Source organism: Pseudomonas sp. FW300-N1A1, from assembly GCF_058789115.1.
Map to the genome: position 1 here is coordinate 65,086 of NZ_JBYTBK010000015.1, position 22,989 is coordinate 88,074.

A 22,989-nucleotide genomic window follows, 5' to 3' on the forward strand; every position below is an offset into this window, starting at 1 on the left:
GAGGGGCCCCAAGCGGCAAGCCACAAGGCTCGAGTGAGGAGCTTTGAACTTGCCGCTTGCCGCTTGAAGCTTGAAGCTGCTCTTACCAACAGATGCCTTCAGTCCGGCCACTCGCGCTGGTGGCCTTGGACATGAAGCCGACCAGGTCGATGACCTGTTTACCGTCCGGCGCGGTCTCGGCCAGGGCGCGGAACTTCTCGTCGCGGTTGCCCAGGATGATCACGTCGCTGTTGTCGATCACCGAGTCGAAGTCGGCATTGAGCAGGGACGAGACGTGAGGGATCTTCGACTCGATGTAGTCCTTGTTCGCACCGTGCACACGGGCGTACTCGACGTTGCTGTCGTAGATGCTCAGGTCATACCCCTTGCCGATCAGCATTTCCGCCAGGTCCACCAGAGGGCTTTCGCGCAGGTCGTCGGTGCCGGCCTTGAAGCTCAGGCCGAGCAGGGCGACTTTGCGTTTGTCGTGGCTCTTGACGATGTCGAAGGCGTTCTGCACCTGGGACTCGTTACTGCGCATCAGCGAGTTGAGCAGCGGTGCTTCTACGTCCAGGGTGCCGGCACGGTAGGTCAGGGCGCGCACATCCTTGGGCAGGCAGGAGCCGCCGAAGGCAAAGCCTGGGCGCATGTAGTACTGGGACAGATTGAGGGTCTTGTCCTGGCAGACCACGTCCATCACTTCACGACCATCGACACCGACGGCCTTGGCGATGTTGCCGATCTCGTTGGCGAAGGTCACCTTGGCGGCGTGCCAGACGTTGCAGGTGTACTTGATCATCTCGGCCACGGCGATGTCCTTGCGGATGATCGGTGCATCGAGTTCTTCGTACAGCGATTGCAGGACGTCACCCGAGGCCTTGTCGAACTCGCCGATGACGGTCATTGGCGGCTGGTCGTAGTCGTTGATCGCGGTGCTTTCACGCAGGAACTCGGGGTTGACCGCCACGCCGAAGTCGACGCCGGCCTTTTTGCCGGAGCAGTCTTCGAGGATCGGGATCACCACATTGGCCACGGTGCCCGGCAACACGGTGCTGCGCACGACGATGGTGTGGCGGGTGGTCTTGTCGCGCAGGACAAAACCGATCTCGCGGCACACGGCCTCGATGTAGTTCAGTTCCAGATCGCCGTTCTTCTTGCTCGGCGTGCCGACGCAGATCATCGACAGGTCAGTGTCACGAATCGCCTCGGCGAAGTTGGTCGTGCCACGCAAGCGACCGGTCTGGATACCTTGTTCCAGAAGTTCACCCAGTCCCGGTTCAACGATCGGTGAACGACCGGCGTTGATCATGTCGATCTTGTCTTTGGCGACATCAACGCCAACCACGTCGTGGCCCCGTGCAGACAGGCAACCGGCACATACTGCACCGACGTAACCCAAACCAAATATGCTGATGCGCATCGCATTTACCTCTGTATATATCACGCCATTAAATGGCCGAAGTTAATAGTGTTCAGCGGTCAAAGTGCACTCGGAAGTTAGGCGAGCAGGCGCCACAATGCCGTGTGCTGGCATACTCAATGTCGAGTGTCTAAATAAGTGCACTCAAGTTGTGCGTAACTTGGCCGGATTATGTTGGCTTGCCCTGATATGCAGCCCGGCGTCCTCGGGACGTCGTGGTGCAGCAGAATGGTGGCGCTTGAATGTCGGCACAATGCCAGCAACATCAAGCACTTTGGTGCCCGGGTGAGCACGCTTTCAGGGGCAAGGCCTTGGCCTTAATGGGGATAGTGAGGTTAGGTTCTCTCCTGCGGTTCACTGTTATCCCGATTCAGTGGTCCCGATGCGCAAGTTGTGTAGCAACTTGGTTATAGGGTTATCACTGTTCGTAAGTTATCTCGTACAAGCGCTGCGAGAATCGTTACCGGTGGTATGAGCGGTGCATTTTCAGATAGTTCATGGCCGTTCATCCTGAAAACTGAAATTTCTTGAAATATTGCCAAAGATGGCACTGGCCTCATATTGATAGCACTTACCATTTCGCCCTTTATTGGCGGGGAGTTAATTGGCGGGGATAGTTTTATGCCACTACCGGTAAAAAAAACACGTGCCACTAGTGAAAAAAATCACCGTTGTCGAGTGAAATTAAAGTTAGCGAACAGGCGCGCTGTGTTTTTGGCGTCATGAAAATGACGATTTGGCGGGTGGCGGGGCAGGATCGGGCAGGTTGCAGGCGCACGTGCATCTCTCAATGCCGTGCGCCAGGAGGAGGGGTTACTCGGGGGCGTGATCGCGCAGGAACACCAGATTGTCGGGTTTCGATTGTTCGGCGCTGTAACGGTACCCCTGTGCGTCAAATTGCTTGAGTGCAGCGGGGTCGTCGATGCGTTCCTGGATCACGAAGCGGCTCATCATGCCGCGGGCTTTTTTCGCGTAGAAACTGATGATCTTGTACTGGCCGTTCTTCAGGTCCTTGAACTCGGTGTTGATGATCCGGGCGTTCAGGGCGCTGCGTTTGACCGCCGAGAAATACTCGTTGGAAGCCAGGTTCAGCAGTACGTCGTCACCTTGCTCGGCCAGCGCTTCATTCAGCCACTCACTGATGAGCGTGCCCCAGAAGGCGTACAGATCCTTGCCACGGGCGTTAGCCAGCTTGGTGCCCATCTCCAGCCGATACGGCTGCATCAGGTCCAGCGGGCGCAGCAGGCCGTAGAGGCCCGAGAGCATGCGCAGGTGCTGCTGGGCATAGTCGAAATCGGCTTCGCTGAAGGTCTGGGCATTCATGCCGGTGTACACGTCGCCCTTGAACGCCAGCAATGCCTGCTTGGCGTTTTCCGGGGTGAAGGCCGGGGTCCAGCTGCCGAAACGGGCGGCATTGAGGCCACCGATCTTGTCGGAAACGTGCATCAGTTCGCTAATGTGCGCCGGTGTCAGCTCGCGCAGCTGCAGGATCAGTTCCTGGGAGTGGTCCAGGTATTGCGGCTGAGTGAAGCGCTGGGTGGCCGGCGGTGTTTCGTAATCGAGAGTTTTGGCGGGGGAAATCACCATCAGCATGAAGTCGTCTCCTTTAATCGTGCGGCGATTCTAGGGGGTTGTCCTGCTTGACTCCAGCTATCGAGCTCATAGGTGATCGGTGGTGGAAACAGTCTGGGGCAGGAGCCCAATGCTGTTCAGTTAAGAAACGCTTGAAGCGAGTGAGAGGCCCGTGGCGAGCGAGCAAGCTCCCTCGCCACAGTAGCCGCAGGGATGGCGGCCAGATCGGCTATAGTGCCGCGCGGGTTTTGTAACGGAGACATCCCTTTGCGTATCGCTTTACTGTTTGTTGCCTGGCTGTCGGCTGCCGGAGCGTTTGCCGCGCCCAACGAACCGGCCTCGCTGGATCGCAGTACCTGGCCAGAACCACTGACCAGCCCGACCCTGTTCGATGTTGCCTCACGGGCGGAGATCCTCACATTTGCCCGCGCGCTGCTGGCCAGTGAATCGCTGGACGAAGCCGCATTAAAGCAGCGCCTGGGGCTGCGCATGATCAACCTCGATGCCATCAACACCCTGCGCGAGCGGATGTGGCAGCGCCTGCTCGTCAATTACAACTTCGCCCAGCAGAGCTGCGATCAGGATGCTTCTTTCTGCTTCCTGGTGGAGGACCGGGATACCCTGCGTCAGCAGGCCGCCAAGTTCGAGCTGGGCCCGGACTCCTATTACACCCGTTGGGTCGACCCGAGCCGGCAGTTTCATGAGCGCTACCTGGACGAGCAGTTGCGCAAGGCCGCGCTGCTGCCACAGGTCGGCAGCGAAGTAGCGCTGTTTGGCGACCACGAGCGCAATGGCGATGGTCTCAACGACCGGCTCTTTGCACTGAGTTTCGACAGCGGCGCCAACCTCGCACCGGATCACACGCCATGGCTGACCGAGTACCTGCGCAAGGCGAAGCTGAGCGGTACCTTCTTTGTGCTGGGCAGTGATATCCAGAACCGTCTGGCGCAACACTCGGTGGGCGAGTTGCAAGCGCTCTATTCAACGCAGTGCATCGGCGTGCAGGGCTGGGAGTTCCGTTCCCACAGTCACTGGCAGGACTGGCAGTACTCGGTGACGCGCAGCGTCGAGCTGGTGAAGAACAAGCTGCCAGAGAACTTCGTACCGCTGTTCCGTCCGCCCACCGGCCAGCGCCGCGCTGATGCGGCCGGTTTCTTCAGGGGCCAGGGGTTGCAGGTGGCGCTTTGGGACATTGATCCTGCGGACAGCAATCGTCAGTTGACCGGTGAACAGAGCGCACAGCGGGTGCTGACGCTGATGCTGTTGTGGCGCCATGGGGTGATCAATTTCAACGCAAAACAGGATGGGGTCAAAACGGCGATGCCCTGGCTGTTGACGCACACGGCGCAAAGCGGGATTGGCTGGGAGGATTGTCAGGATACGTTCCGCTGAAAAAAAACGCAGGGCCCGGAAATACTGGGCTTGGGGTGATTTCAGGAGGGATTTCGAGGCAGGCGGACTTTCGACTTTAACGGTGCGCGGACGATGCGCCAAGCGCTTTTTATCGCTCTGAAAAATAAACTTCAAAAAAGCGTCAAAGTACTTTTTTCTGTCACGGGTTTTGGAGTATTACGAAGGCAGACCGCCGAAACCTGCAACACAGGTGGCGTCTTCCAAGACCCGCTTGTGTGCAATTCACCTGGAGCCCCCACGGGTGAATTCGGTGGCCACTTCGAGGCGCAGCACTGTCATGGTATTGCGTCGACTGGCTCCCACAAAGGTGACCGAGTATGGATGATCACGGACGTAGCTCTTCTTCCAACCAGCCAATCCTTTATGTACTCGATACCAACGTATTGATTCACGATCCAAACGCGCTCCTGAACTTCGAAGAACACCACGTTGCCATCCCGATGACCGTCCTTGAGGAGCTGGACAAGCTCAAGAGCGGGCATCACAGCGTTGCGGCCGAATGTCGACAGGCCATTCGCCTGATCGACAAGACCCTGGGCGAGGCCTCTCCCGAAGACGTCGAGCAGGGTGTGCCGATCCAGCGCGGAAAAAGCGGCCCCAAGGGTTTGCTGTCAATTCTGATGAGCAAGCGCACCGAGCCGAACATTATTCTGCCCGAGCACCTGAACGACAACATCATCATCAACCAGTTGATCGACCTGCACGCTCGCGATCCGAAGCTGCCTGTGGTGCTGGTCACCAAAGACATCAACATGCGCCTCAAGGCGCGGGCCTGCGGGATTGCGGCCGAGGACTACAGCACCGACCAGTTGGTCGACGACGTATCGTTGCTGCCTAACGGCTATCACAACATGACCGGCTCGTTCTGGGACCGTGTGAGCAAGGTCGAAACCCGTCAGGACCATGGCCGCACCTGGCACCAGGTGCAGTTGATCGACAACCTGCCGGCGGTGCATATCAACGAGTTCATCATCGATGAGCAGGGATTTGTCGGCTGGATCAAGGAAATCGAGGAAGACAAGCTGCTGATTCTGGACCTGCACCAGGAACCGCTGTTGCACCAGGAAGCCTGGGGCCTGAAGCCGCGTGATATCTACCAGAGCCTGGCGCTGTATGCCTTGCTCGACCCGGATATCCACCTGGTCAACCTGTCCGGCGCAGCCGGTTCCGGTAAAACCATCCTGGCGCTGGCCGCAGCCATCGAGCAGACCATGGTCAGTAAGCGCTACCGGCGCATCATTGCCACCCGCAGCGTGCAGGGGCTGGACCAGGAGATCGGTTTCCTGCCGGGTACCGAAGCAGAAAAAATGGAACCTTGGCTGGGCGCCATTACCGACAACCTCGAAGCCTTGCACATGGATGATGAAAGTACCCATGGCAGCGTCGACTACATCCTCAGCAAAGTGCCGTTGCAGTTCAAATCCCTCAACTACATCCGTGGTCGCAGCTTCCAGCAAAGCCTGATCCTGATCGATGAATGCCAGAACCTCACCCCGCACCAGATGAAAACCATCATCACCCGTGCCGGTGCCGGTTCCAAAGTGGTGTGCCTGGGCAACCTGGCGCAGATCGACACCCCTTACCTGTCCGCGACCAGCTCCGGGCTGACCTACCTGACTGAACGCTTCAAGGATTTCCCCAACGGTGTACACATCACCCTGCAAGGGGTGCCACGTTCGATTCTGGCCGAATACGCCGAATCGCATTTGTAACCGTCAATCAGAACCGGGCGGCCGCAAAGCCGCCCGGTTTTTTTTACCCGACACCCATATCCCCTGTAGGAGCGAGCTTGCTCGCGAGAAACCTGAGGGCGCCGGGGTAAATCAGGTTTTACGCGTCATCATTGACCACCATCGCGAGCAAGCTCGTTCCTACGGCGTAATCAGGCGTGCGAAAAATTGACCCGCGGGTTTACAATCGACGCTCCTGATCAGGAGTAATCCCGTGCTGACTCATCTCGATTCCCAAGGTCGCGCCAATATGGTCGACGTCACTGAAAAAGCCGTGACGTCCCGTGAAGCCACGGCCGAAGCGCTTGTGCGTATGCTCCCTGAAACCCTGCAAATGATTGTCAGCGGCGGTCACCCCAAGGGCGATGTGTTCGCCGTGGCGCGTATTGCCGGGATTCAGGCGGCGAAGAAAACCAGCGATCTGATCCCCCTGTGTCATCCGCTGATGCTCACAGGCGTCAAGGTTGAACTCAGTGCCGAAGGGGTCGATGCCGTGCGGATTACCGCTCGCTGCAAACTGGCGGGGCAGACCGGGGTGGAAATGGAAGCGCTGACCGCCGCCAGTGTCGCCGCGCTGACGATCTATGACATGTGCAAGGCCGTGGACCGTGGCATGGTCATCGAAACCGTGCGCTTGCTGGAAAAGCTTGGCGGCAAGAGTGGGCATTACCAGGTGGCCGGGCAATGAAACTGACGGTGAAGTTTTTTGCCCGTTACCGCGAAGCGCTGGGCGTGGACTCGGTGAAGGTCGAAGGCGATTTCGCCACGGTCGACGATGTACGCGTGCTGTTGGCACAACGCGACGGTGCCCAGGTGCTGAGCGAACAGAACCTGATGTGTGCCCGCAATGAAGACCTGTGCCAGCTCGACGAGCCGGTGAGCGACGGTGATGAAGTGGCCTTTTTCCCTACCGTGACGGGAGGTTGAGCCATGGCGATTCGCGTGCAGCCCACGGCGTTCGACCCCGGTGCTGAAGTCAATGCGATGCATGCGGCGAATGTCGGCGTCGGCGCGGTGGTCAGTTTTGTCGGCTACGTGCGCGACTTCAATGACGGTCTCGATGTGGCCGGAATGTTCCTGGAACACTATCCGGGCATGACCGAAAAGGCGCTCGGCAAGATTGCCCTGGAGGCAGAGCAGCGCTGGCCGTTGCTCAAACTTGAAGTGCTGCATCGCATCGGCGCGCTGGAACCGGGCGAACCGATCGTCTTCGTCGGCGCGGCCAGCGCCCACCGCGAGGCGGCATTCGAGGCCTGCGCCTTTGTCATGGACTACCTGAAAACCCGCGCACCGTTCTGGAAGAAAGAACAGACCTCCGACGGCCCGCGTTGGGTGGAAGGGCGCGAAAGCGATCATGCGGCGGCGGATCGCTGGAAGTAGTGTTCAGCGCTGATTGTTCCCGCGCTCCCGCGTGGGAACGATTACCACGATCTCCAATCCCCTCAACTCACTCACTCGACCAATGGGCGAAATACCCCTGTTCGCCTGATTGACGTCAAATACATAAAAGTCCAGTATGGAATTATAAGTACAAAAAAGACGTTCCCTGTTTCTCATTCTTCACTCTTGCCAAACCAACAACAACTCGCGAGAAAACGAATATGAAGAAATTCCCCCTCATCAGTGGTCTGGCCCTCAGTCTGCTGGCGTCTACCAGCCTTTTCGCCACCGAGAAAACCCTGCGCCTGGGGATTGAAGCGGCGTATCCGCCGTTTGCCTCCAAGACCTCGGATGGAAAAATCACCGGTTTTGACTATGACATCGGCAATGCGCTGTGCGCGCAGATGAAGGTCAAGTGCGAGTGGGTCGAGGGTGAGTTCGATGGTTTGATTCCTTCCCTCAAAGTAAAGAAAATCGACGCCGCGCTGTCGTCCATGACCATTAACGAAGACCGCAAGAAGTCCGTGGACTTCAGCCACAAGTACTACTTCACCTCCTCGCGGCTGGTGATGAAGGACGGGGCCGTGGTGGATGACCAGTATGCCAGCCTCAAAGGCAAGACCATTGGTGTGCAACGGGCGACCACGACCGACCGCTATGCCTCTGAAGTCTTCGAGCCCAAGGGCATCAAGGTGGCGCGTTACAGCAACAATGAAGAGATCTACATGGACCTGGCGGCCGGGCGACTGGATGCCATTTTCGCCGATACCATTCCATTGAGCGACTTCCTGTCGATGCCACGCGGCAAGGGTTACGCCTTCGTCGGGCCGGAGCTCAAGGATCCGAAGTACGTGGGCGAGGGGGCGGGGATTGCGGTGCGCAAGGGCAACACCGAGTTGGTCACCCAGCTCAACAGCGCCATTGACGCGATTCGGGCCGATGGCCAATACCAGAAGATTTCCGAGCATTACTTCAAGTCGGACATCTACGGCGATTGATGACCGGTGGCGAGGGAGCGTGCTCCCTCGCCACAGCCGCAGATGTCAGCCCTTCAATTCCTTCAAATGCTTGTACACCGTCGCCCGGCCCATGTTCAGGACATTGGCCACATAGTTGGAGGCACTTTTGCCCTTGAAAGCACCTTCGGCGTGCAGTGCCAGCACCAGCTCGCGCTTATGCTCGCGGGTCAGTACGTTCAGGCCCAGTTGCCGCTCCCGCAGCCAGCTATGCAGGAAGGTGTTGATCCGTTCCTGCCAGTCATCGCGAAACAGTGCATCGGGTTGCGGAATCAGCTTGCTCGGCGACAGGAACAAGTCCAGCGCCGCCTTGGCGTTTTCAAGCAGCGAAATATTCAGGTTGATGCACAACACCGCCATCGGCTGACCTTCGCTGTCGCGTAGCACGCTGCTCAGGCTACGGATCTTCTGACCATCCCAATTGAGTTTTTCATAGGGGCCAATGTTGCGCTCGCTGATGTCGCCGCTGAGCATGTCTTCCAGCGCGGCATCGCCGCCGACTTCGCGTTTGGACAGGTTGTTGGCGATGTAGTCGATTTTCTGTGTGCGCAGGTCGTGCAGCACCACCTCGGCGTGGGGAAAAAACAGCGTGGCAATGGCGTCGGCGACCGCCCGGAAATTATCCAGGGCAGGATCTTGAAGAGGTGGGGTCATCGGTGTTGCTCCAGGCAATCAGCGCCCCTTGAGCCAGGGGCGCTGGAAGTTTGCCGCAATCGGGATCGGACGTCACCCCAAGGCGGGGTCAGCCGAGGCGGGAAGGGGACAGCATCTCGGCGCTCAGGCCAAAGCGGCGCAGGTGTTCCGGCAAGGCTTCACCGCGAGCCAGCGCGGCACTGGCCTGGCCCATGGCCGGCGAGGTCTGGATGCCATAACCCCCTTGGGCCGCGACCCAGAACAGCCCGGGCACCCGGGGGTCGAAGCCGCTGATCAGGTCGCCATCGCCGACAAAACTGCGCAGGCCAGCCCAGGTGCGGGTAGGGCGGCGAATGGTCAGGGTGGTGGCTTCTTCGATCTGGTAGATGCCCATGGCGATGTCCAGCTCTTCCGGCTGCACGTCGTGGGGTTCGACCGGGTCGGCATTGGCGGGCGAGCCGAGGAACATCCCGGCGTCCGGCTTCATGTAGAAGGACTCGTCGAGGCTGACCAGCATCGGCCAATTGTGGATGTCCACACCTTCGGGACCGGCGAAGATGAACGCGGCGCGGCGCTTGGGGACCAGCCCCAGGGGGTTGGCGCCGGCCATCTCACCGAGTCGGTCGGCCCAGGCGCCGGCGGCATTGATGATGACTGGTGCGCTGAAGGTCTGGTGGGCGGTGCTTACCTGCCAGAGGTCGTCGGCATCCCGGGATAGCTCCAGCACTTCACTGTCGGTGTGTACCTCGCCCTGATTGCGGCGGATGCCGCGCAGGTAGCCTTGGTGCAGGGCATCGGTGTCGATGTCGGTCGCGGTCGGATCGTAGATCGCACCAAAGACTTTTTCTCGACGCAGGATCGGCAGGCGCGCACAGGCTTCGTCGGCGCTGAGCAGTTGCATCTGCGGCACCGTGGCCTTGGCGCTCAGGTACTGGTTGTTCAACTCGTCCGGATCACCGGTGAAGTCGACGGTCATCTCGCCGCGCGGGGTCAGCAGCGGGTGTTCGCAGAAGCCGGTTGGTGGTGCGTCGAAGAAATCCCGGCTGGCCTGGGTCAACGCCCGCACTTGTGGCGTGCCGTAGGCCGCGGTGTACAACGCCGCAGAACGCCCGGTGGAGTGGTAGGCCGGATGGGATTCACGTTCCAGCACGATTACCCGAGCGTGCTGCGACAGCCAGAAACCGGTGGAAGCACCGGCGATACCACCGCCGATGATGATGAAGTCTGCCTGGGTCATGAACGTCTCCTGAAAGGCGTAAATACCAAAAGTATGGAGGTGGCCTGTAGGAGCGAGCTTGCTCGCGATGGTCGTGAACGATAACGCAGAGAACCTGATGCCCGACGGCGCCCTCAGGTTATTCGCAAGCAAGCTCGCTCCTACAGAGGGGGGGAGTGTCAGTTCAGTAATTGGTAAATGGCGTTGGCCAGCGCGATGTCTTCCAGGCCCAGCCCGATGGAGCGGAAAAACACAGGGCGATCATAGGCCGGGCGTGGCGCCTGTTCGCTCAGCAGTTCAGCCAGGTCGCCGATGATCGAGGACTTGTCCCAGCCATGCTGTTCGCTGGCGATCAGCATTTCGCCGGCCGAACCCGGTGTGGTCAGGCGATAGTCGCAATAGACCTGCATGTCGTTCAGGGAGTGTGGCGGCACTTCGTGAGCCCGCACGGCGTTGGTGCTGATGGAGGTGATCAGCGCCGGCTTGCTCAGGTTCCGTGGATCGATCACGGGACCTGCGGATGAGGTGCAGAGCATGATCACGTCGGCGTCCAGGATCGCCGCTTCAAGGCTGCGTTCTATTTGCAGACGTGGGTCGATGGCCATCCATTGAGCCTGTTTTTCGGCACTGCAACTCGCCAGGCTGGGCGAATGGAGACTGATGCTTTGCCACTCGCGCAGGTGCTTCACGTAGTGCAGGTGCGCTTGCGCTACCGGGCCGCTGCCAATGATTGCCAGGCGTGCCGCGTTTGGCCGGGCCAGGGTGTCAATGGCCACGGCCGTGGTGGCGGCGGTGCGAGCCGTGGTCAACTCGCCGGCATCACACAGCATCAAGGGCTGGCCGGTCTGCATCGACATCAACAACGTCCAGGCCGTGACCAGAGGCCCGCCGTCCTTGCGCACGATGTAGGGCGAGGTTTTCACCCCGTACACACCGTCTGCGGCCAACACCCCGAGGTAGTTGATGAAGTCGCCAGCGCCTTGCGGGAATTCCACCAGTTGCTGAGCCGGTTGCACGGCCTGGCCGGTGGCCAGGTCACGAAACAGCTTGCGCAGGATCTGCGGTACATCGACTTGATCAAGCAGTTCGCGGGCCTGGGGTTTGGCGATCACAAAAGGGGTGCTGGACATGCAGATGCTCCATGGAGTCGCAAGCAAACTAATTTGTCCATTGTGGACTTATTATTCTGATTGGCAATATCCAGGCGTAAAAAAAGCGCAGTCCGTTGCCGGCTGCGCTTCTCTGGTTGCTACTCGACCTACGGGCGCTTGCGCTCTACGGGGCGTAGCAGATGGGTCGGCGGGGTTTCGCAACTGATCTTGCGGCCCAGCAGCGTCTCGATGGACGGTAGTTGGTAGGAGTCGTCTTCACCGGCAAAGCTGATGGACACACCATCGGCGCCTGCACGACCGGTACGGCCGATGCGGTGCACATAATCGTCCGGCACTTCGGGCAGGGTGAAGTTGATCACGTGGCTGATGCCGTCGATGTGAATCCCGCGACCGGCGACATCGGTGGCCACCAGTACGCGGATCTTGCCTTCGCGGAAGCCTTCCAGGGTCTTGATGCGCTTGTGCTGCGGTACGTCGCCCGACAGTTGGGCGGCGTTGACACCGTCGCGCACCAGGCGTTCTTCGATGCGTCGCACTTCATCCTTGCGGTTGGCGAAGACCATGACCCGCTCCCAACCGTTGTCGTTGACCAGGTTGTAGAGCAGCTTGTACTTGTCGGCACCGGCCACGGCGTAGATGTGCTGCTCGACGTTTTCGCTGGCCACGTTCTCGGATTCGATTTCGACGATGGACGGATCAGTGGTCCATTGCTTGGCCAGGTTCATCACGTCTTCGGTGAAAGTCGCGGAGAACAGCAGGGTCTGGCGTTCGCTTTTGGGTGGGGTCTGGCGAATGATCTGACGTACTTGCGGGATGAAACCCATGTCGAGCATCCGGTCGGCTTCGTCCAGCACCATCACTTCCACCATGTCCAGGTGCACGTCGCCGCGCTGGTTGAAGTCCAGCAGGCGGCCTGGCGTGGCCACGAGGATGTCGCAGTGGCGGGCTTCGAGGTGCTTGAGCTGCTTGTCGAAGTCCATGCCGCCGACGAAGGTCATCACGTTGAGGCCGGTGTACTTGGTCAGGTTCTCCGCGTCCTTGGCGATCTGCACCACCAGTTCACGGGTGGGGGCGATGATCAGCGCCCGCGGCTCGCCCATGTAGCGCTCTTTCGGCGGCGGGGTCTGCAGCAGTTGGGTGATGATCGAGATCAGGAACGCGGCGGTTTTGCCGGTACCGGTCTGGGCGCGACCGATGGCGTCTTTGCCGGCCAGGGTGAAACCCAGTACTTGCGCCTGGATCGGCGTGCAGTACGGGAAACCCAGGTCCTGGATGGCGTGCATCAGTTCCGGGGCCAGTTTGAAATCGTGGAAGCGGGTTTTGCCTTCCTGGGGCTCGACGACGAAATCCTCGAGTTTCCAGGCGACGACCGGCGGCTTGGCGGCACGTTCGCGACGTGGCTTGGCAGGTTTTACCGGCTCGTCGTGCGGTTTTTGCGCGACCGCTTCGCTGGCAGGCGGGTTCACCTGCTCGTGTTGGGGAGCCGTAACGGCAGCGGCACGGCCAGGCTGATGACCGTCGGTACGGCTGCTGGTAGTCGGGGAAGGTGCGCTGGAGCTGGGCGCGAGCTGCTCAGCCTCGCTTTTACCGAACATTTTCTTGAGTGCTTTGAGCACGGTCATCTCATCAATTGGTTAAGGAATGTACGCCGGCCAGTGTAATGCAAGAATCGGGCGCGGCGTAGTGTGTTGGTCATACTGCTACACGAAGTTTGTGTGCTAGCGCAAACGTTCGCTGAGCCAGGCGCCAATATCGCGAATTTCTTCAGGTAACACTTCGTGACCCATTGGGTATTCCTGCCATGCCACGGTGACACCATGGGCCTTCAGGTGCTCGTAGGCCGTGCGGCCCATGGCGTTCTGCACGACATCGTCGTACTGGCCATGCAGGCACAGCACCGGAATCCGCTGTTGGCTGGCGGAAAGTTCCAGCTCGTCGCTGAAGGTTGGCGCATAGGTGGAGAGGGCAAGTACGCCACCAAGCGGTCCCTGCCATTTGAGGAACGTGCTGTGCAAGACCACCGCGCCACCTTGGGAAAAGCCGGCCAGGAAAATACGCGAGGCGTCTATTCCGCTGGTGCGCTGCTCTTCGATCAAATCGATGACCCGCTGTGCCGATTCATCCAGTTGTTCACGGTTGATTGCCCGCGCGGGGCTCATGGCCAATATGTCGTACCAGCTCGGCATCTCGTAACCACCGTTGATGGTCACGGCGCGGGTCGGCGCCTGGGGCAGCACGAAGCGGGTTGTCTGCAGTATTTCCTGTAACGCTTCGGCCACTGGCAGGAAGTCATAGCGGTCGGCGCCCAGGCCGTGAAGCCAGATGACACAAGCGTCTTCGGGCTTGGCGGGGTGAAGAATCAAGGGCTCGGTCATGGTTGCTCCATTGTTGTGCGCTCGCTCCCTTTGAGTGCGAGCTCAAAGTGCACGGCATGTCGATCAGTTAAGAAGATGTCGCAAGGTTGCAAGTTTTGCTCTTGACCTGTCACTGAACCGCTTAAGCGGCCGGTGTGGTACGGCGCTTGCTATGGAAAAACCTGTGCAAGCAATCCTGCGCCTGGCGGTAACACTATCAGTGTACGACTGGCTGTGGGAGAGCAAAAAATCCGGTGATGGACGTTCGCCATAGGCCGCTACGGGCTTGGCAGACTAGAAAGGGCTACAGCCCGTTCGGCCGATTGGTGAGAAGTGAGTTTTCCATTATGTGGATTTTCTCCTACTAGACTCATAGCTAAGGTCTGACGCCGCTTGACCCTATAAAAAGCCAACACGGGTCAACAGCGCCTCAAAAGGGTGCGGCAGGACTCAAGCTCCGACACAACAAGAGCAAAACTGGAGGTTTGAATGAAGATGTTGAAATCCACCCTGGCAGTCGTGACTGCGGCCGCAGTACTCGGCGTCAGTGGGTTTGCCCAGGCGGGTGCAACCCTGGATGCGGTCCAGAAAAAAGGTTTCGTACAGTGCGGTGTGAGTGACGGTCTGCCGGGCTTCTCGGTTCCGGACTCCACCGGCAAGATCGTCGGTATCGACGCCGACTACTGCCGTGCCGTGGCCGCTGCCGTATTCGGCGATGCGACCAAGGTCAAGTTCAGTCAGTTGAACGCCAAGGAGCGCTTCACCGCGCTGCAGTCGGGCGAAATCGACATCCTGTCGCGCAACACCACCATGACCAGCTCCCGTGACTCGGGCATGGGCCTCAAGTTTCCTGGCTTCATCACTTACTACGACGGTATCGGCTTCCTGGTAAACAACAAGCTGGGCGTCAAGAGCGCCAAAGAGCTGGATGGCGCGACCATCTGTATCCAGGCCGGTACCACCACCGAGCTGAACGTTTCCGACTACTTCCGCGGCAACGGTCTGAAATACACCCCGATCACTTTCGACACCTCCGATGAAAGCGCCAAGTCGCTGGAGTCCGGCCGTTGCGACGTACTGACCTCCGACAAATCCCAGCTGTTCGCCCAGCGCAGCAAGCTGGCAAAGCCTGCGGACTACGTGGTTCTGCCGGAAACCATTTCCAAGGAGCCGCTGGGCCCGGTCGTGCGTAACGGCGACGACGAGTGGCTGGCCATCGTGCGCTGGACTGGCTACGCCATGCTCAACGCCGAAGAAGCAGGCATCACGTCGAAGAACGTCGAAGCCGAAGCCAAGGCCACCAAGAACCCGGACGTTGCCCGTCTGCTGGGTACCGACGGTGAATACGGTAAAGACCTGAAAGTGAAAAAAGACTGGGTCGTGCAGATCGTCAAGCAAGTCGGCAACTATGGCGAAGTGTTCGAGAAGAACCTCGGCAAGAGCACTCCGCTGGAAATCGACCGCGGGCTGAACGCTCTGTGGAACAACGGCGGCATTCAATACGCACCACCAGTGCGCTGATGGATCTATCACCCGGTGGGCCAACCGCCGGGTGATGTTCTGTTCCATTATTTGCGGGGCACTTCATGCAAAATTCAATCGGCGCACCAAAGCAGAGGCTCAGCCTCAGCGATCCACGAGTGCGTGCCTGGGTATTTCAGATCATCACGATTGTCGCGGTGGTCTCGCTGGGCTGGTTTCTGTTCGATAACACTCAAACCAACCTGGAGCACCGGGGTATTACCTCCGGTTTCAGCTTTCTGGAGCGCAGTGCCGGATTCGGCATCGCTCAACACCTGATCGACTACACCGAATCGGACAGCTATGCCCGGGTGTTTGTCATCGGCCTGCTCAACACTTTGCTGGTGACCTTCATCGGCGTGATTCTGGCGACGATCCTCGGATTCATCGTCGGTGTGGCACGGTTGTCGTCGAACTGGATCATCGCCAAGCTGGCCACGGTTTACGTGGAAGTCTTCCGTAACATCCCGCCACTGCTGCAGATCCTGTTCTGGTACTTTGCGGTGTTCCTGACCATGCCAGGGCCACGCAACAGCCACAACTTCGGTGACACCTTCTATGTCAGCAGCCGCGGCCTGAACATGCCGGCAGCGCTGGCAGCGGACGGCTTCTGGGCATTTATGTCGAGCATCGTCGTGGCCATTGTCGCCATCGTGCTGATGTGCCGCTGGGCCAACAAGCGTTTCGAAGCCACCGGCGTCCCGTTCCACAAATTCTGGGTGGGGCTGGCGATGTTCCTGGTGATCCCTGCACTGTGCGCGCTGATCTTCGGTGCACCGCTGCATTGGGAAATGCCTGAGCTCAAGGGTTTCAACTTCGTCGGCGGCTGGGTACTGATTCCTGAACTGCTGGCGCTGACGTTGGCCCTGACGGTGTACACCGCGGCGTTCATCGCCGAGATCGTGCGCTCCGGGATCAAGTCGGTCAGTCACGGGCAGACCGAAGCGGCCCGCTCGCTGGGGCTGCGCAACGGTCCGACCCTGCGCAAGGTGATCATCCCGCAAGCCCTGCGAGTGATCATTCCACCGCTGACCAGCCAATACCTGAACCTGGCGAAGAACTCCTCGCTGGCCGCCGGTATCGGATATCCGGAAATGGTCTCGTTGTTTGCCGGCACGGTGCTCAACCAGACCGGGCAGGCAATCGAAGTCATTGCCATCACCATGAGCGTGTACCTGGCGATCAGTATCAGCATTTCCCTGCTGATGAACTGGTACAACAAGCGCATTGCGCTGATCGAGCGGTGAGGAAACGCGCATGAGCATTCATATTTTCAAACCTGACATGCCAGCCCCTAACCGCAGTATCGGTGTGGTGGCGTGGATGCGGGAGCACATGTTCTCCAGTTGGCTCAACACCCTGCTGACCCTGCTGGCGTTCTACCTGATTTACCTGGTGGTACCGCCGATCCTGCAGTGGGCGGTCCTTGACGCCAACTGGGTCGGCACCAGCCAGGCCGACTGCACAAAGGAGGGCGCCTGCTGGGTGTTCATCCAGCAGCGCTTTGGCCAGTTCATGTACGGCTACTACCCGACGGATCTGCGCTGGCGCGTTGACCTGACCGTGTGGCTGGCGGTACTCGGCGTGGCGCCGCTGTTCATCTCGCGCTTCCACCACAAGGCGGTGTACGGCCTGGGCTTCCTGGTGCTGTACCCGATCTTTGCCTACTTCCTGCTGAATGGCGGCATCTTCGGCCTGACCACCGTGGCAACCAGCCAATGGGGCGGCCTGATGCTGACCCTGGTGATCGCCACGGTCGGGATCGCCGGAGCCTTGCCGCTGGGGATCATGCTGGCGTTGGGGCGGCGTTCGAACATGCCGGCGATTCGCGTGGTCTGCGTGACCTTCATCGAGTTCTGGCGCGGTGTGCCATTGATCACGGTGCTATTCATGTCGTCGGTGATGCTGCCGTTGTTCCTGCCCGAAGGCATGAACTTCGACAAGCTGCTGCGGGCCTTGATCGGGGTCATCCTGTTCCAGTCGGCCTACGTTGCCGAGGTGGTGCGGGGCGGCCTGCAAGCGATCCCCAAGGGTCAGTACGAAGCGGCCGCGGCGATGGGCCTTGGTTACTGGCGCAGCATGGGCCTGGTGATTCTGCCGCAAGCCCTGAAGCTGGTGATTCCCGGCATCGTCAATACCTTCATTGCGCTGTTCAAGGACACGAGCCTGGTGATCATCATCGGCCTGTTCGACTTGCTCAACAGCGTCAAGCAAGCCGCCGCCGACCCGAAATGGCTGGGCATGGCCACTGAAGGCTACGTGTTCGCGGCCCTGGTGTTCTGGATTTTCTGTTTTGGTATGTCCCGCTATTCCATGCATTTGGAACGCAAGCTGGACACAGGCCACAAGCGTTAGGAGCGTAGTTTATGAGTGAAGCGATCAAACAGCCTGTGAGCCCTGAAGGCATTATTCAGATGCAGGGCGTCAACAAGTGGTACGGCCAGTTCCACGTGTTGAAAGACATCAACCTCAACGTCAAGCAGGGCGAGCGTATCGTCCTGTGCGGCCCGTCGGGTTCCGGCAAGTCCACCACCATCCGTTGCCTCAATCGCCTGGAAGAACACCAGCAGGGCCGCATCGTGGTGGATGGCGTGGAACTGACCAACGACCTCAAGCAGATCGAAGCGATTCGCCGTGAAGTCGGCATGGTGTTCCAGCACTTCAACCTGTTCCCGCACCTGACCATTTTGCAGAACTGCACCCTGGCGCCGATGTGGGTGCGCAAGATGCCCAAGCGCAAGGCCGAGGAAATTGCCATGCATTACCTGGAGCGCGTACGCATTCCAGAGCAGGCGCTCAAGTACCCGGGGCAACTGTCCGGCGGTCAGCAACAGCGTGTGGCGATTGCCCGTGCCCTGTGCATGAAGCCGAAAATCATGCTGTTCGACGAACCGACTTCGGCACTCGACCCCGAGATGGTGAAGGAAGTACTCGATACCATGATCGGCCTGGCTGAAGACGGCATGACCATGCTCTGCGTGACCCACGAGATGGGCTTTGCCCGCACCGTGGCCAACCGCGTGATCTTCATGGACAAGGGCGAAATCGTCGAACAGGCCGCGCCGAACGACTTCTTCGACAACCCGCAGAACGAGCGCACCAAGCTGTTCCTGAGCCAGATCCTGCATTGATCCAGGCTTGGTAATGAAATAAACCCGGACAGTGTTCCGGGTTTATTTTTGCCCTCGATTTTTGATCATCCCCCGGTAACCCGTTGCTCTGTCGGATTAACCTGACTAACATGCCAGAAAATTCATCCTATGATTGGATGAAAGGGCGAATTTCATGACAGACACCTCCCCGCTGGTTAAGCGTTCCCTGGTCGATCAGGCCCTTGAACAGCTGCGCCTGCGTATCAACACCGGCACCTGGACCGTCGGCCAGCGCCTGCCCACGGAGCCGGAGCTGGCGAGTGAGTTGGGCATCAGCCGTAACACGGTGCGCGAAGCCATGCGCGTGTTGGCGTTTTCCGGGCTGATCGAAATCCGTCAGGGCGACGGCAGTTACCTGCGGGCGGTGATTGACCCGCTTGATACGATGAAAGCCTTGTCCCGCTGCTCCCACGAGCAGGCGCGGGAGACCCGGCACATTCTGGAAGTCGAGGCCATAGGCCTGGCGGCGTTGCGCCGCACCGATGAAGACCTGGTTGCACTGCGTGCAGCGCTGGGTGTCAGCGGCAGTCACTACCATGGTGATCTGGACAGCTACATCGCGTGCGACATGGTGTTCCACCGCCTCCTGGTGGACGCCGCACACAACCCGACCCTCAGCGAGTTGTATCGCTATTTCTCCAGCATCGTCGGCGCGCAACTGCGCGAGACCCTGAACATCACCCCCAGGCGTCAAGCCGTGTTCGATCTGCATATCGATCTGCTTGATGCCGTCGAGCAGCGCGACCCGCAGCGGGCCAAAGCCATTTGCCGGCAGTTGATCAATGAACCGTGAGACACAGAACCCCATGTCCAGCCAGCAGGCGACCCCCAACAGCACGGCCCAGGCCAAACGTTCGACGGAGCTCGAAGAGCTGCTGATCGATGCCGAGGCCGATGACGAACAGGTCCAGCAAAGCCATCCGGTGTTGCGTCGCCCGTGGCTGTTGTTGCTGGGGCTGGTGCTGGTGGCACTGAACCTGCGCCCGGCGCTGTCGAGCATGGCGCCATTGCTCAGCGATGTGTCGAAGAACCTCGGGTTGTCGGCGGCCCAGGCCGGTTTGCTCACCACGTTGCCAGTGTTGTGCCTGGGCCTGTTTGCCCCGCTGGCGCCGGTGCTGGCACGGCGTTTTGGTGCCGAACGGGTGGTCCTGGGGATTCTGCTGACCCTGGCGGGGGGGATAGTCCTGCGCAGTTCTTTCGGTGAGATCGGCCTGTTTGCCGGCAGCATTCTGGCGGGCGCCAGCATTGGCGTGATCGGCGTGTTGTTGCCGGGCATCGTCAAGCGCGATTTCGCCAGGCACGCTGGCACCATGACCGGCGTGTACACCATGGCCTTGTGCCTGGGCGCCGCCATGGCCGCCGGTGCGACGGTGCCCTTGAGCGAGCATTTCGGCGACCGCTGGGCGCTGGGGCTTGGCTTCTGGATGATCCCGGCGCTGGTCGCCGTGATCTTCTGGCTGCCGCAAGTCGGCAGCCGACAGGGCGCGCACAACGTGGCGTATCGGGTGCGCGGCTTGCTGCGCGATCCACTGGCCTGGCAAGTGACCCTGTACATGGGCCTGCAATCGTCGCTGGCCTACATCGTGTTCGGCTGGCTGCCGTCGATCCTGATTGGCCGTGGCCTGACGCCGACCCAGGCCGGGCTGGTGCTGTCCGGCTCGGTGATCGTGCAGTTGGCCAGTTCACTGGCAGCTCCCTGGCTGGCCACGCGTGGCAAGGATCAGCGCCTGGCGATTGTGCTGGTGATGTTGATGACCCTCGGCGGGCTGTTTGGTTGTCTGTATGCACCGATCGAAGGCTTGTGGGGCTGGGCGATTCTGTTGGGACTGGGGCAGGGCGCTACGTTCGCCCTGGCCCTGACCTTGATTGTGCTGCGTTCGCGTGATGCCCATGTAGCGGCCAACCTGTCGAGCATGGCCCAGGGTTTCGGTTACACCCTGGCCTCCATGGGGCCGTTTGCGGTCGGTATCGTGCATGACTGGACGGGTGGCTGGACCGCGGTGGGCTGGATTTTCGGGGTCATAGGCCTCGGTGCGATCATCGCCGGGCTAGGTGCCGGTCGGTCGCGGTATGTGCAGGTTGAAAGCGAAAGGCTGTGAGATCGACACACTGCCGGTATTTGCCTGGCGAATACCGGTAGTTTTCCCGACGTTTGCAGACTATCGTCCAGGTACCTTTCGATTGCCCGGAGCCTGCCCATGAATGACGCCAACCGCGCCTTGATCACTGAGTTCTATCAAGCCTTCCAGCGGCTGGATGCCGAGGCCATGAGCGCCTGCTACACCGAGGACGTGGTGTTCAGTGATCCGGCCTTTGGCGAGTTGCGCGGGCGCGATGCCGGCGACATGTGGCGGATGCTCACCACCCGGGCCAAGGACTTCTCCCTGACCTTCGACAGCGTGCGTGCCGACGAACGCACGGGCAATGCTCACTGGGTGGCTACGTACCTGTTCAGCCAGACCGGTAACACGGTGGTCAACGATATCCAGGCGCGTTTTGTGTTCCGTGACGGCAAGATCTGCGAGCACCACGATCATTTCGACCTGTGGCGCTGGTCGCGTCAGGCCCTGGGCTTCAAAGGGCTGTTGCTGGGCTGGACGCCGCTGGTGCGCAACGCCGTTCGGGCCCAGGCCTTGAAGGGTTTGAAGGCGTTCCAGGCTGGTCGCTGATAAGATCGCAGCCTTGTCTTCTTTTTAGTCTTGAGCGTCACGTGAGCACCCTGAGCGATACCTCCCCCCTTTCTGAAAAGCCTGCAATTGCGCTCGGCAAACCCTGGTTCGTCTACCTTGTTCGCGCGGCCAACGGTTCGTTGTACTGCGGCATCAGCGATGATCCGGTCAAGCGTTTCGCCAAGCACCAGAGCGGCAAGGGGGCGCGGTTTTTTCTCTCAAGCCCGGCGGTGGAGTTGGTCTATACCGAAATCTGCCGCGACAAAAGCGAAGCGCTGCGTCAGGAGCGCCTGATCAAGAAACTCAGGAAAAGCGCCAAGGAATGCCTGGTGGCGAGCGCCGCTGCCGGCTTATCAACCTGACTGATAAGTGCCCATCGGGCGGATGGGTAGGCTGCTATCCGATTGCGCGTTAAGCTGCCAATTCCTCACACAAGCGGCGGAACCAGCATGTCCGAGTTGATTCTTCATCAACTAGCAACCCCATCACCCCCTGATCAAACTCCGTATTAACCGGCCTTTACGGGATGTTTTCTACAATTTTCAGAAAGCTTTACCGCGCAACGTGGACAAAACGTGGACACAGTCCGCTCCGTCAGACCGCCCCCAAGCACAGGCTTTGACATGAGCGAATCAATTCGAATGCGAATAAAATATTTAATTTTTTCCGCATCTGTACTAACCTGAGTCCAGCACTCAATGAGTCGGAGACCAATCCACATGCCTACGCCATCGACCACCCAACGCGTCATCCACCGCCCTGACACTCCCGAGGCTGGTCGTGTGGCGCTGACGTTTTTCTTCAATCTCATGGAGCACTGGGGCTGTACACCGGAAGAACAACGTGCGCTTTTGGGGGCAATCAGTAACACGACATTTTATAAGTACAAAACGCTTCCAAACGTACGCTTGCCCCATGACATGCTGGAGCGTATTTCGTACTTGATGGGCATCCATAAGGCGCTCAGCATCATTTTCAGTAACCATCGAGAACGGGCCTACGGCTGGGTAAATAGCCCAAACACGGCTGCGCCCTTCAATGGAAAAACCGCTCTCAGTTACATGCTGGTGGGTCGCGTCATCGATATTGCGGATGTTCGCCGGTACCTGGATGGAGTTCGAGGTTAATGGAGCCACAGCTGGCAACACCTCAATGGGATCGGGCGTACCGCATGATCAACAGCTCGTTTCCCCCGATAACGCTGTTCGAAGACGTCCTGGCCCCAGCAGATCTGGATATAGCCTATATGCTGGAGGGCCTGACTAATGACCGGCTTGTAGAGGAAGCCGGAGTGCTGTCCAGAGTACGCCCTGAGGATCGAGTCTCAGGGCCCGGGGCGACACCGGTCATGGCTGCATTCACCCACATTGGAAAAGTCAGCCGGTTCACCAATGGCACCTATGGTGTTTATTACGCGGCCAATAGCCAAGCTGCTGCTATTGCGGAAACGAGTTATCACCAAGAAAGATTTCTGGCCGCGACCAATGAGCCAGACATTGAGTTGACCATGCGTACTTACGTCAACCAAGTTGTGAAGCCGATGCACGATATTCGCGTTAACTTTCCACATCTTCACGATGTGGACCCTGCTTGTTATAGCCCTGCACAAGCTTTCGCGATGCAGTTACGGGAACGGCTTTCATGGGGGCTGCTTTACAACAGTGTTCGATTAAACGGCCATGAATGCATCGCTGCCTTCCGCCCACCGGCCATCTCGATCCCCAATCAAGGGAAGCATCTCCGCTACGTTTGGGATGCGAGTATCCAAAAAATCTCCTTTGTATTCGAGGTCAATCCGGTTTGATCGGTCGACTTATCAGGG

The 22,989-nt window shown here is 59.3% G+C and carries 23 protein-coding genes and 1 pseudogene; 17 read left to right on the top strand and 7 right to left on the bottom strand.

The window, feature by feature from the left end; all coding sequences use genetic code 11:
* Window positions 1-82: 82 nt before the first annotated feature.
* Window positions 83-1,399 (bottom strand): nucleotide sugar dehydrogenase, encoded by a 1,317-nt coding sequence (locus AC3WQN_RS12930; RefSeq protein WP_103399859.1) that lies wholly within the window; start codon window positions 1,397-1,399, stop codon window positions 83-85.
* 813 nt (window positions 1,400-2,212) lie between these two features.
* Window positions 2,213-2,992 carry a peroxide stress protein YaaA gene (yaaA, locus tag AC3WQN_RS12935; protein ID WP_103399858.1) on the bottom strand — a complete coding sequence of 260 codons (780 nt, stop codon included), beginning with the start codon at window positions 2,990-2,992 and terminating at the stop codon, window positions 2,213-2,215.
* 246 nt (window positions 2,993-3,238) lie between these two features.
* On the opposite strand from yaaA, the gene AC3WQN_RS12940 reads away from it, so the two are divergent.
* The 6 genes from AC3WQN_RS12940 to AC3WQN_RS12965 all read left to right on the top strand — a co-directional run bounded on the left by AC3WQN_RS12940 (window position 3,239) and on the right by AC3WQN_RS12965 (window position 8,492).
* Complete coding sequence (locus tag AC3WQN_RS12940; RefSeq protein WP_103399857.1) at window positions 3,239-4,363, top strand: polysaccharide deacetylase family protein; 1,125 nt, start codon at window positions 3,239-3,241, stop codon at window positions 4,361-4,363.
* Between the two features lie 338 nt (window positions 4,364-4,701).
* A complete protein-coding gene (locus AC3WQN_RS12945) occupies window positions 4,702-6,096 on the top strand; it encodes a PhoH family protein (RefSeq protein ID WP_095077673.1) in 1,395 nt (464 codons plus the stop codon).
* Window positions 6,097-6,328: 232 nt separating this feature from the next.
* Window positions 6,329-6,802 (top strand): cyclic pyranopterin monophosphate synthase MoaC, encoded by a 474-nt coding sequence (gene moaC / locus AC3WQN_RS12950; RefSeq protein WP_095077671.1) that lies wholly within the window; start codon window positions 6,329-6,331, stop codon window positions 6,800-6,802.
* Complete coding sequence (locus AC3WQN_RS12955; RefSeq protein WP_095077670.1) at window positions 6,799-7,041, top strand: MoaD/ThiS family protein; 243 nt, start codon at window positions 6,799-6,801, stop codon at window positions 7,039-7,041. Before moaC ends, AC3WQN_RS12955 begins: the two co-directional genes overlap by 4 nt.
* Before the next feature lie 3 nt (window positions 7,042-7,044).
* Window positions 7,045-7,494: a molybdopterin synthase catalytic subunit MoaE gene (moaE, locus tag AC3WQN_RS12960; protein WP_095149012.1), complete on the top strand. Its 450-nt coding sequence runs from the start codon at window positions 7,045-7,047 to the stop codon at window positions 7,492-7,494.
* Between the two features lie 221 nt (window positions 7,495-7,715).
* On the top strand, window positions 7,716-8,492 hold the full coding sequence (locus AC3WQN_RS12965) for an ABC transporter substrate-binding protein (protein ID WP_103399856.1): 777 nt from the start codon (window positions 7,716-7,718) through the stop codon (window positions 8,490-8,492).
* A gap of 45 nt (window positions 8,493-8,537) precedes the next feature.
* On the opposite strand, the gene AC3WQN_RS12970 is transcribed toward AC3WQN_RS12965, so the two are convergent.
* Both AC3WQN_RS12970 and AC3WQN_RS12975 read right to left on the bottom strand, forming a co-directional pair.
* Window positions 8,538-9,164 (bottom strand): helix-turn-helix transcriptional regulator, encoded by a 627-nt coding sequence (locus AC3WQN_RS12970; protein ID WP_103399855.1) that lies wholly within the window; start codon window positions 9,162-9,164, stop codon window positions 8,538-8,540.
* A gap of 88 nt (window positions 9,165-9,252) precedes the next feature.
* Window positions 9,253-10,380 carry an NAD(P)/FAD-dependent oxidoreductase gene (locus AC3WQN_RS12975; protein ID WP_103399854.1) on the bottom strand — a complete coding sequence of 376 codons (1,128 nt, stop codon included), beginning with the start codon at window positions 10,378-10,380 and terminating at the stop codon, window positions 9,253-9,255.
* Between the two features lie 67 nt (window positions 10,381-10,447).
* On the opposite strand from AC3WQN_RS12975, the pseudogene AC3WQN_RS12980 reads away from it, so the two are divergent.
* Window positions 10,448-10,525, top strand: a pseudogene (locus AC3WQN_RS12980) (outer membrane lipoprotein carrier protein LolA); the annotation flags it as partial.
* Window positions 10,526-10,538: 13 nt separating this feature from the next.
* Here AC3WQN_RS12980 and AC3WQN_RS12985 read toward each other — a convergent pair.
* The 3 genes from AC3WQN_RS12985 to AC3WQN_RS12995 all read right to left on the bottom strand — a co-directional run bounded on the left by AC3WQN_RS12985 (window position 10,539) and on the right by AC3WQN_RS12995 (window position 13,846).
* Complete coding sequence (locus AC3WQN_RS12985) at window positions 10,539-11,489, bottom strand: ornithine cyclodeaminase family protein (protein ID WP_103399853.1); 951 nt, start codon at window positions 11,487-11,489, stop codon at window positions 10,539-10,541.
* Between the two features lie 128 nt (window positions 11,490-11,617).
* A complete protein-coding gene (gene rhlB / locus AC3WQN_RS12990) occupies window positions 11,618-13,093 on the bottom strand; it encodes an ATP-dependent RNA helicase RhlB (protein WP_103399852.1) in 1,476 nt (491 codons plus the stop codon).
* Between the two features lie 96 nt (window positions 13,094-13,189).
* Window positions 13,190-13,846, bottom strand: coding sequence for an alpha/beta hydrolase (locus AC3WQN_RS12995; RefSeq protein ID WP_103399851.1), 657 nt, complete (start codon window positions 13,844-13,846; stop codon window positions 13,190-13,192).
* 468 nt (window positions 13,847-14,314) lie between these two features.
* On the opposite strand from AC3WQN_RS12995, the gene AC3WQN_RS13000 reads away from it, so the two are divergent.
* The 10 genes from AC3WQN_RS13000 to AC3WQN_RS13045 all read left to right on the top strand — a co-directional run bounded on the left by AC3WQN_RS13000 (window position 14,315) and on the right by AC3WQN_RS13045 (window position 22,971).
* Entirely contained in the window at window positions 14,315-15,346 is a 1,032-nt protein-coding gene (locus AC3WQN_RS13000) for an amino acid ABC transporter substrate-binding protein (protein ID WP_103399850.1), read from the top strand.
* A gap of 65 nt (window positions 15,347-15,411) precedes the next feature.
* Window positions 15,412-16,593 (top strand): amino acid ABC transporter permease, encoded by a 1,182-nt coding sequence (locus AC3WQN_RS13005; RefSeq protein ID WP_103399849.1) that lies wholly within the window; start codon window positions 15,412-15,414, stop codon window positions 16,591-16,593.
* A 10-nt stretch (window positions 16,594-16,603) separates the two neighbouring features.
* The gene (locus AC3WQN_RS13010; RefSeq protein WP_103399848.1) at window positions 16,604-17,701 is read left to right on the top strand and encodes an amino acid ABC transporter permease; all 1,098 of its coding nucleotides are present in this window, start codon (window positions 16,604-16,606) and stop codon (window positions 17,699-17,701) included.
* Between the two features lie 11 nt (window positions 17,702-17,712).
* Window positions 17,713-18,477, top strand: a complete 765-nt coding sequence (locus AC3WQN_RS13015; RefSeq protein ID WP_095077659.1) for an amino acid ABC transporter ATP-binding protein — start codon at window positions 17,713-17,715, stop codon at window positions 18,475-18,477.
* A 154-nt stretch (window positions 18,478-18,631) separates the two neighbouring features.
* A complete protein-coding gene (locus tag AC3WQN_RS13020; RefSeq protein ID WP_103399847.1) occupies window positions 18,632-19,291 on the top strand; it encodes a FadR/GntR family transcriptional regulator in 660 nt (219 codons plus the stop codon).
* Complete coding sequence (locus tag AC3WQN_RS13025) at window positions 19,281-20,597, top strand: CynX/NimT family MFS transporter (RefSeq protein ID WP_103399846.1); 1,317 nt, start codon at window positions 19,281-19,283, stop codon at window positions 20,595-20,597. The genes AC3WQN_RS13020 and AC3WQN_RS13025 overlap by 11 nt, the downstream gene beginning before the upstream one ends.
* A 99-nt stretch (window positions 20,598-20,696) precedes the next feature.
* Window positions 20,697-21,167: a nuclear transport factor 2 family protein gene (locus AC3WQN_RS13030; RefSeq protein ID WP_103399845.1), complete on the top strand. Its 471-nt coding sequence runs from the start codon at window positions 20,697-20,699 to the stop codon at window positions 21,165-21,167.
* A 41-nt stretch (window positions 21,168-21,208) separates the two neighbouring features.
* Window positions 21,209-21,529, top strand: a complete 321-nt coding sequence (locus tag AC3WQN_RS13035; RefSeq protein ID WP_103399844.1) for a GIY-YIG nuclease family protein — start codon at window positions 21,209-21,211, stop codon at window positions 21,527-21,529.
* Between the two features lie 357 nt (window positions 21,530-21,886).
* Window positions 21,887-22,294, top strand: a complete 408-nt coding sequence (locus tag AC3WQN_RS13040; RefSeq protein WP_103399843.1) for an MbcA/ParS/Xre antitoxin family protein — start codon at window positions 21,887-21,889, stop codon at window positions 22,292-22,294.
* Window positions 22,294-22,971, top strand: coding sequence for an RES family NAD+ phosphorylase (locus tag AC3WQN_RS13045; protein ID WP_103399842.1), 678 nt, complete (start codon window positions 22,294-22,296; stop codon window positions 22,969-22,971). The genes AC3WQN_RS13040 and AC3WQN_RS13045 overlap by 1 nt, the downstream gene beginning before the upstream one ends.
* Window positions 22,972-22,989: the final 18 nt, after the last annotated feature.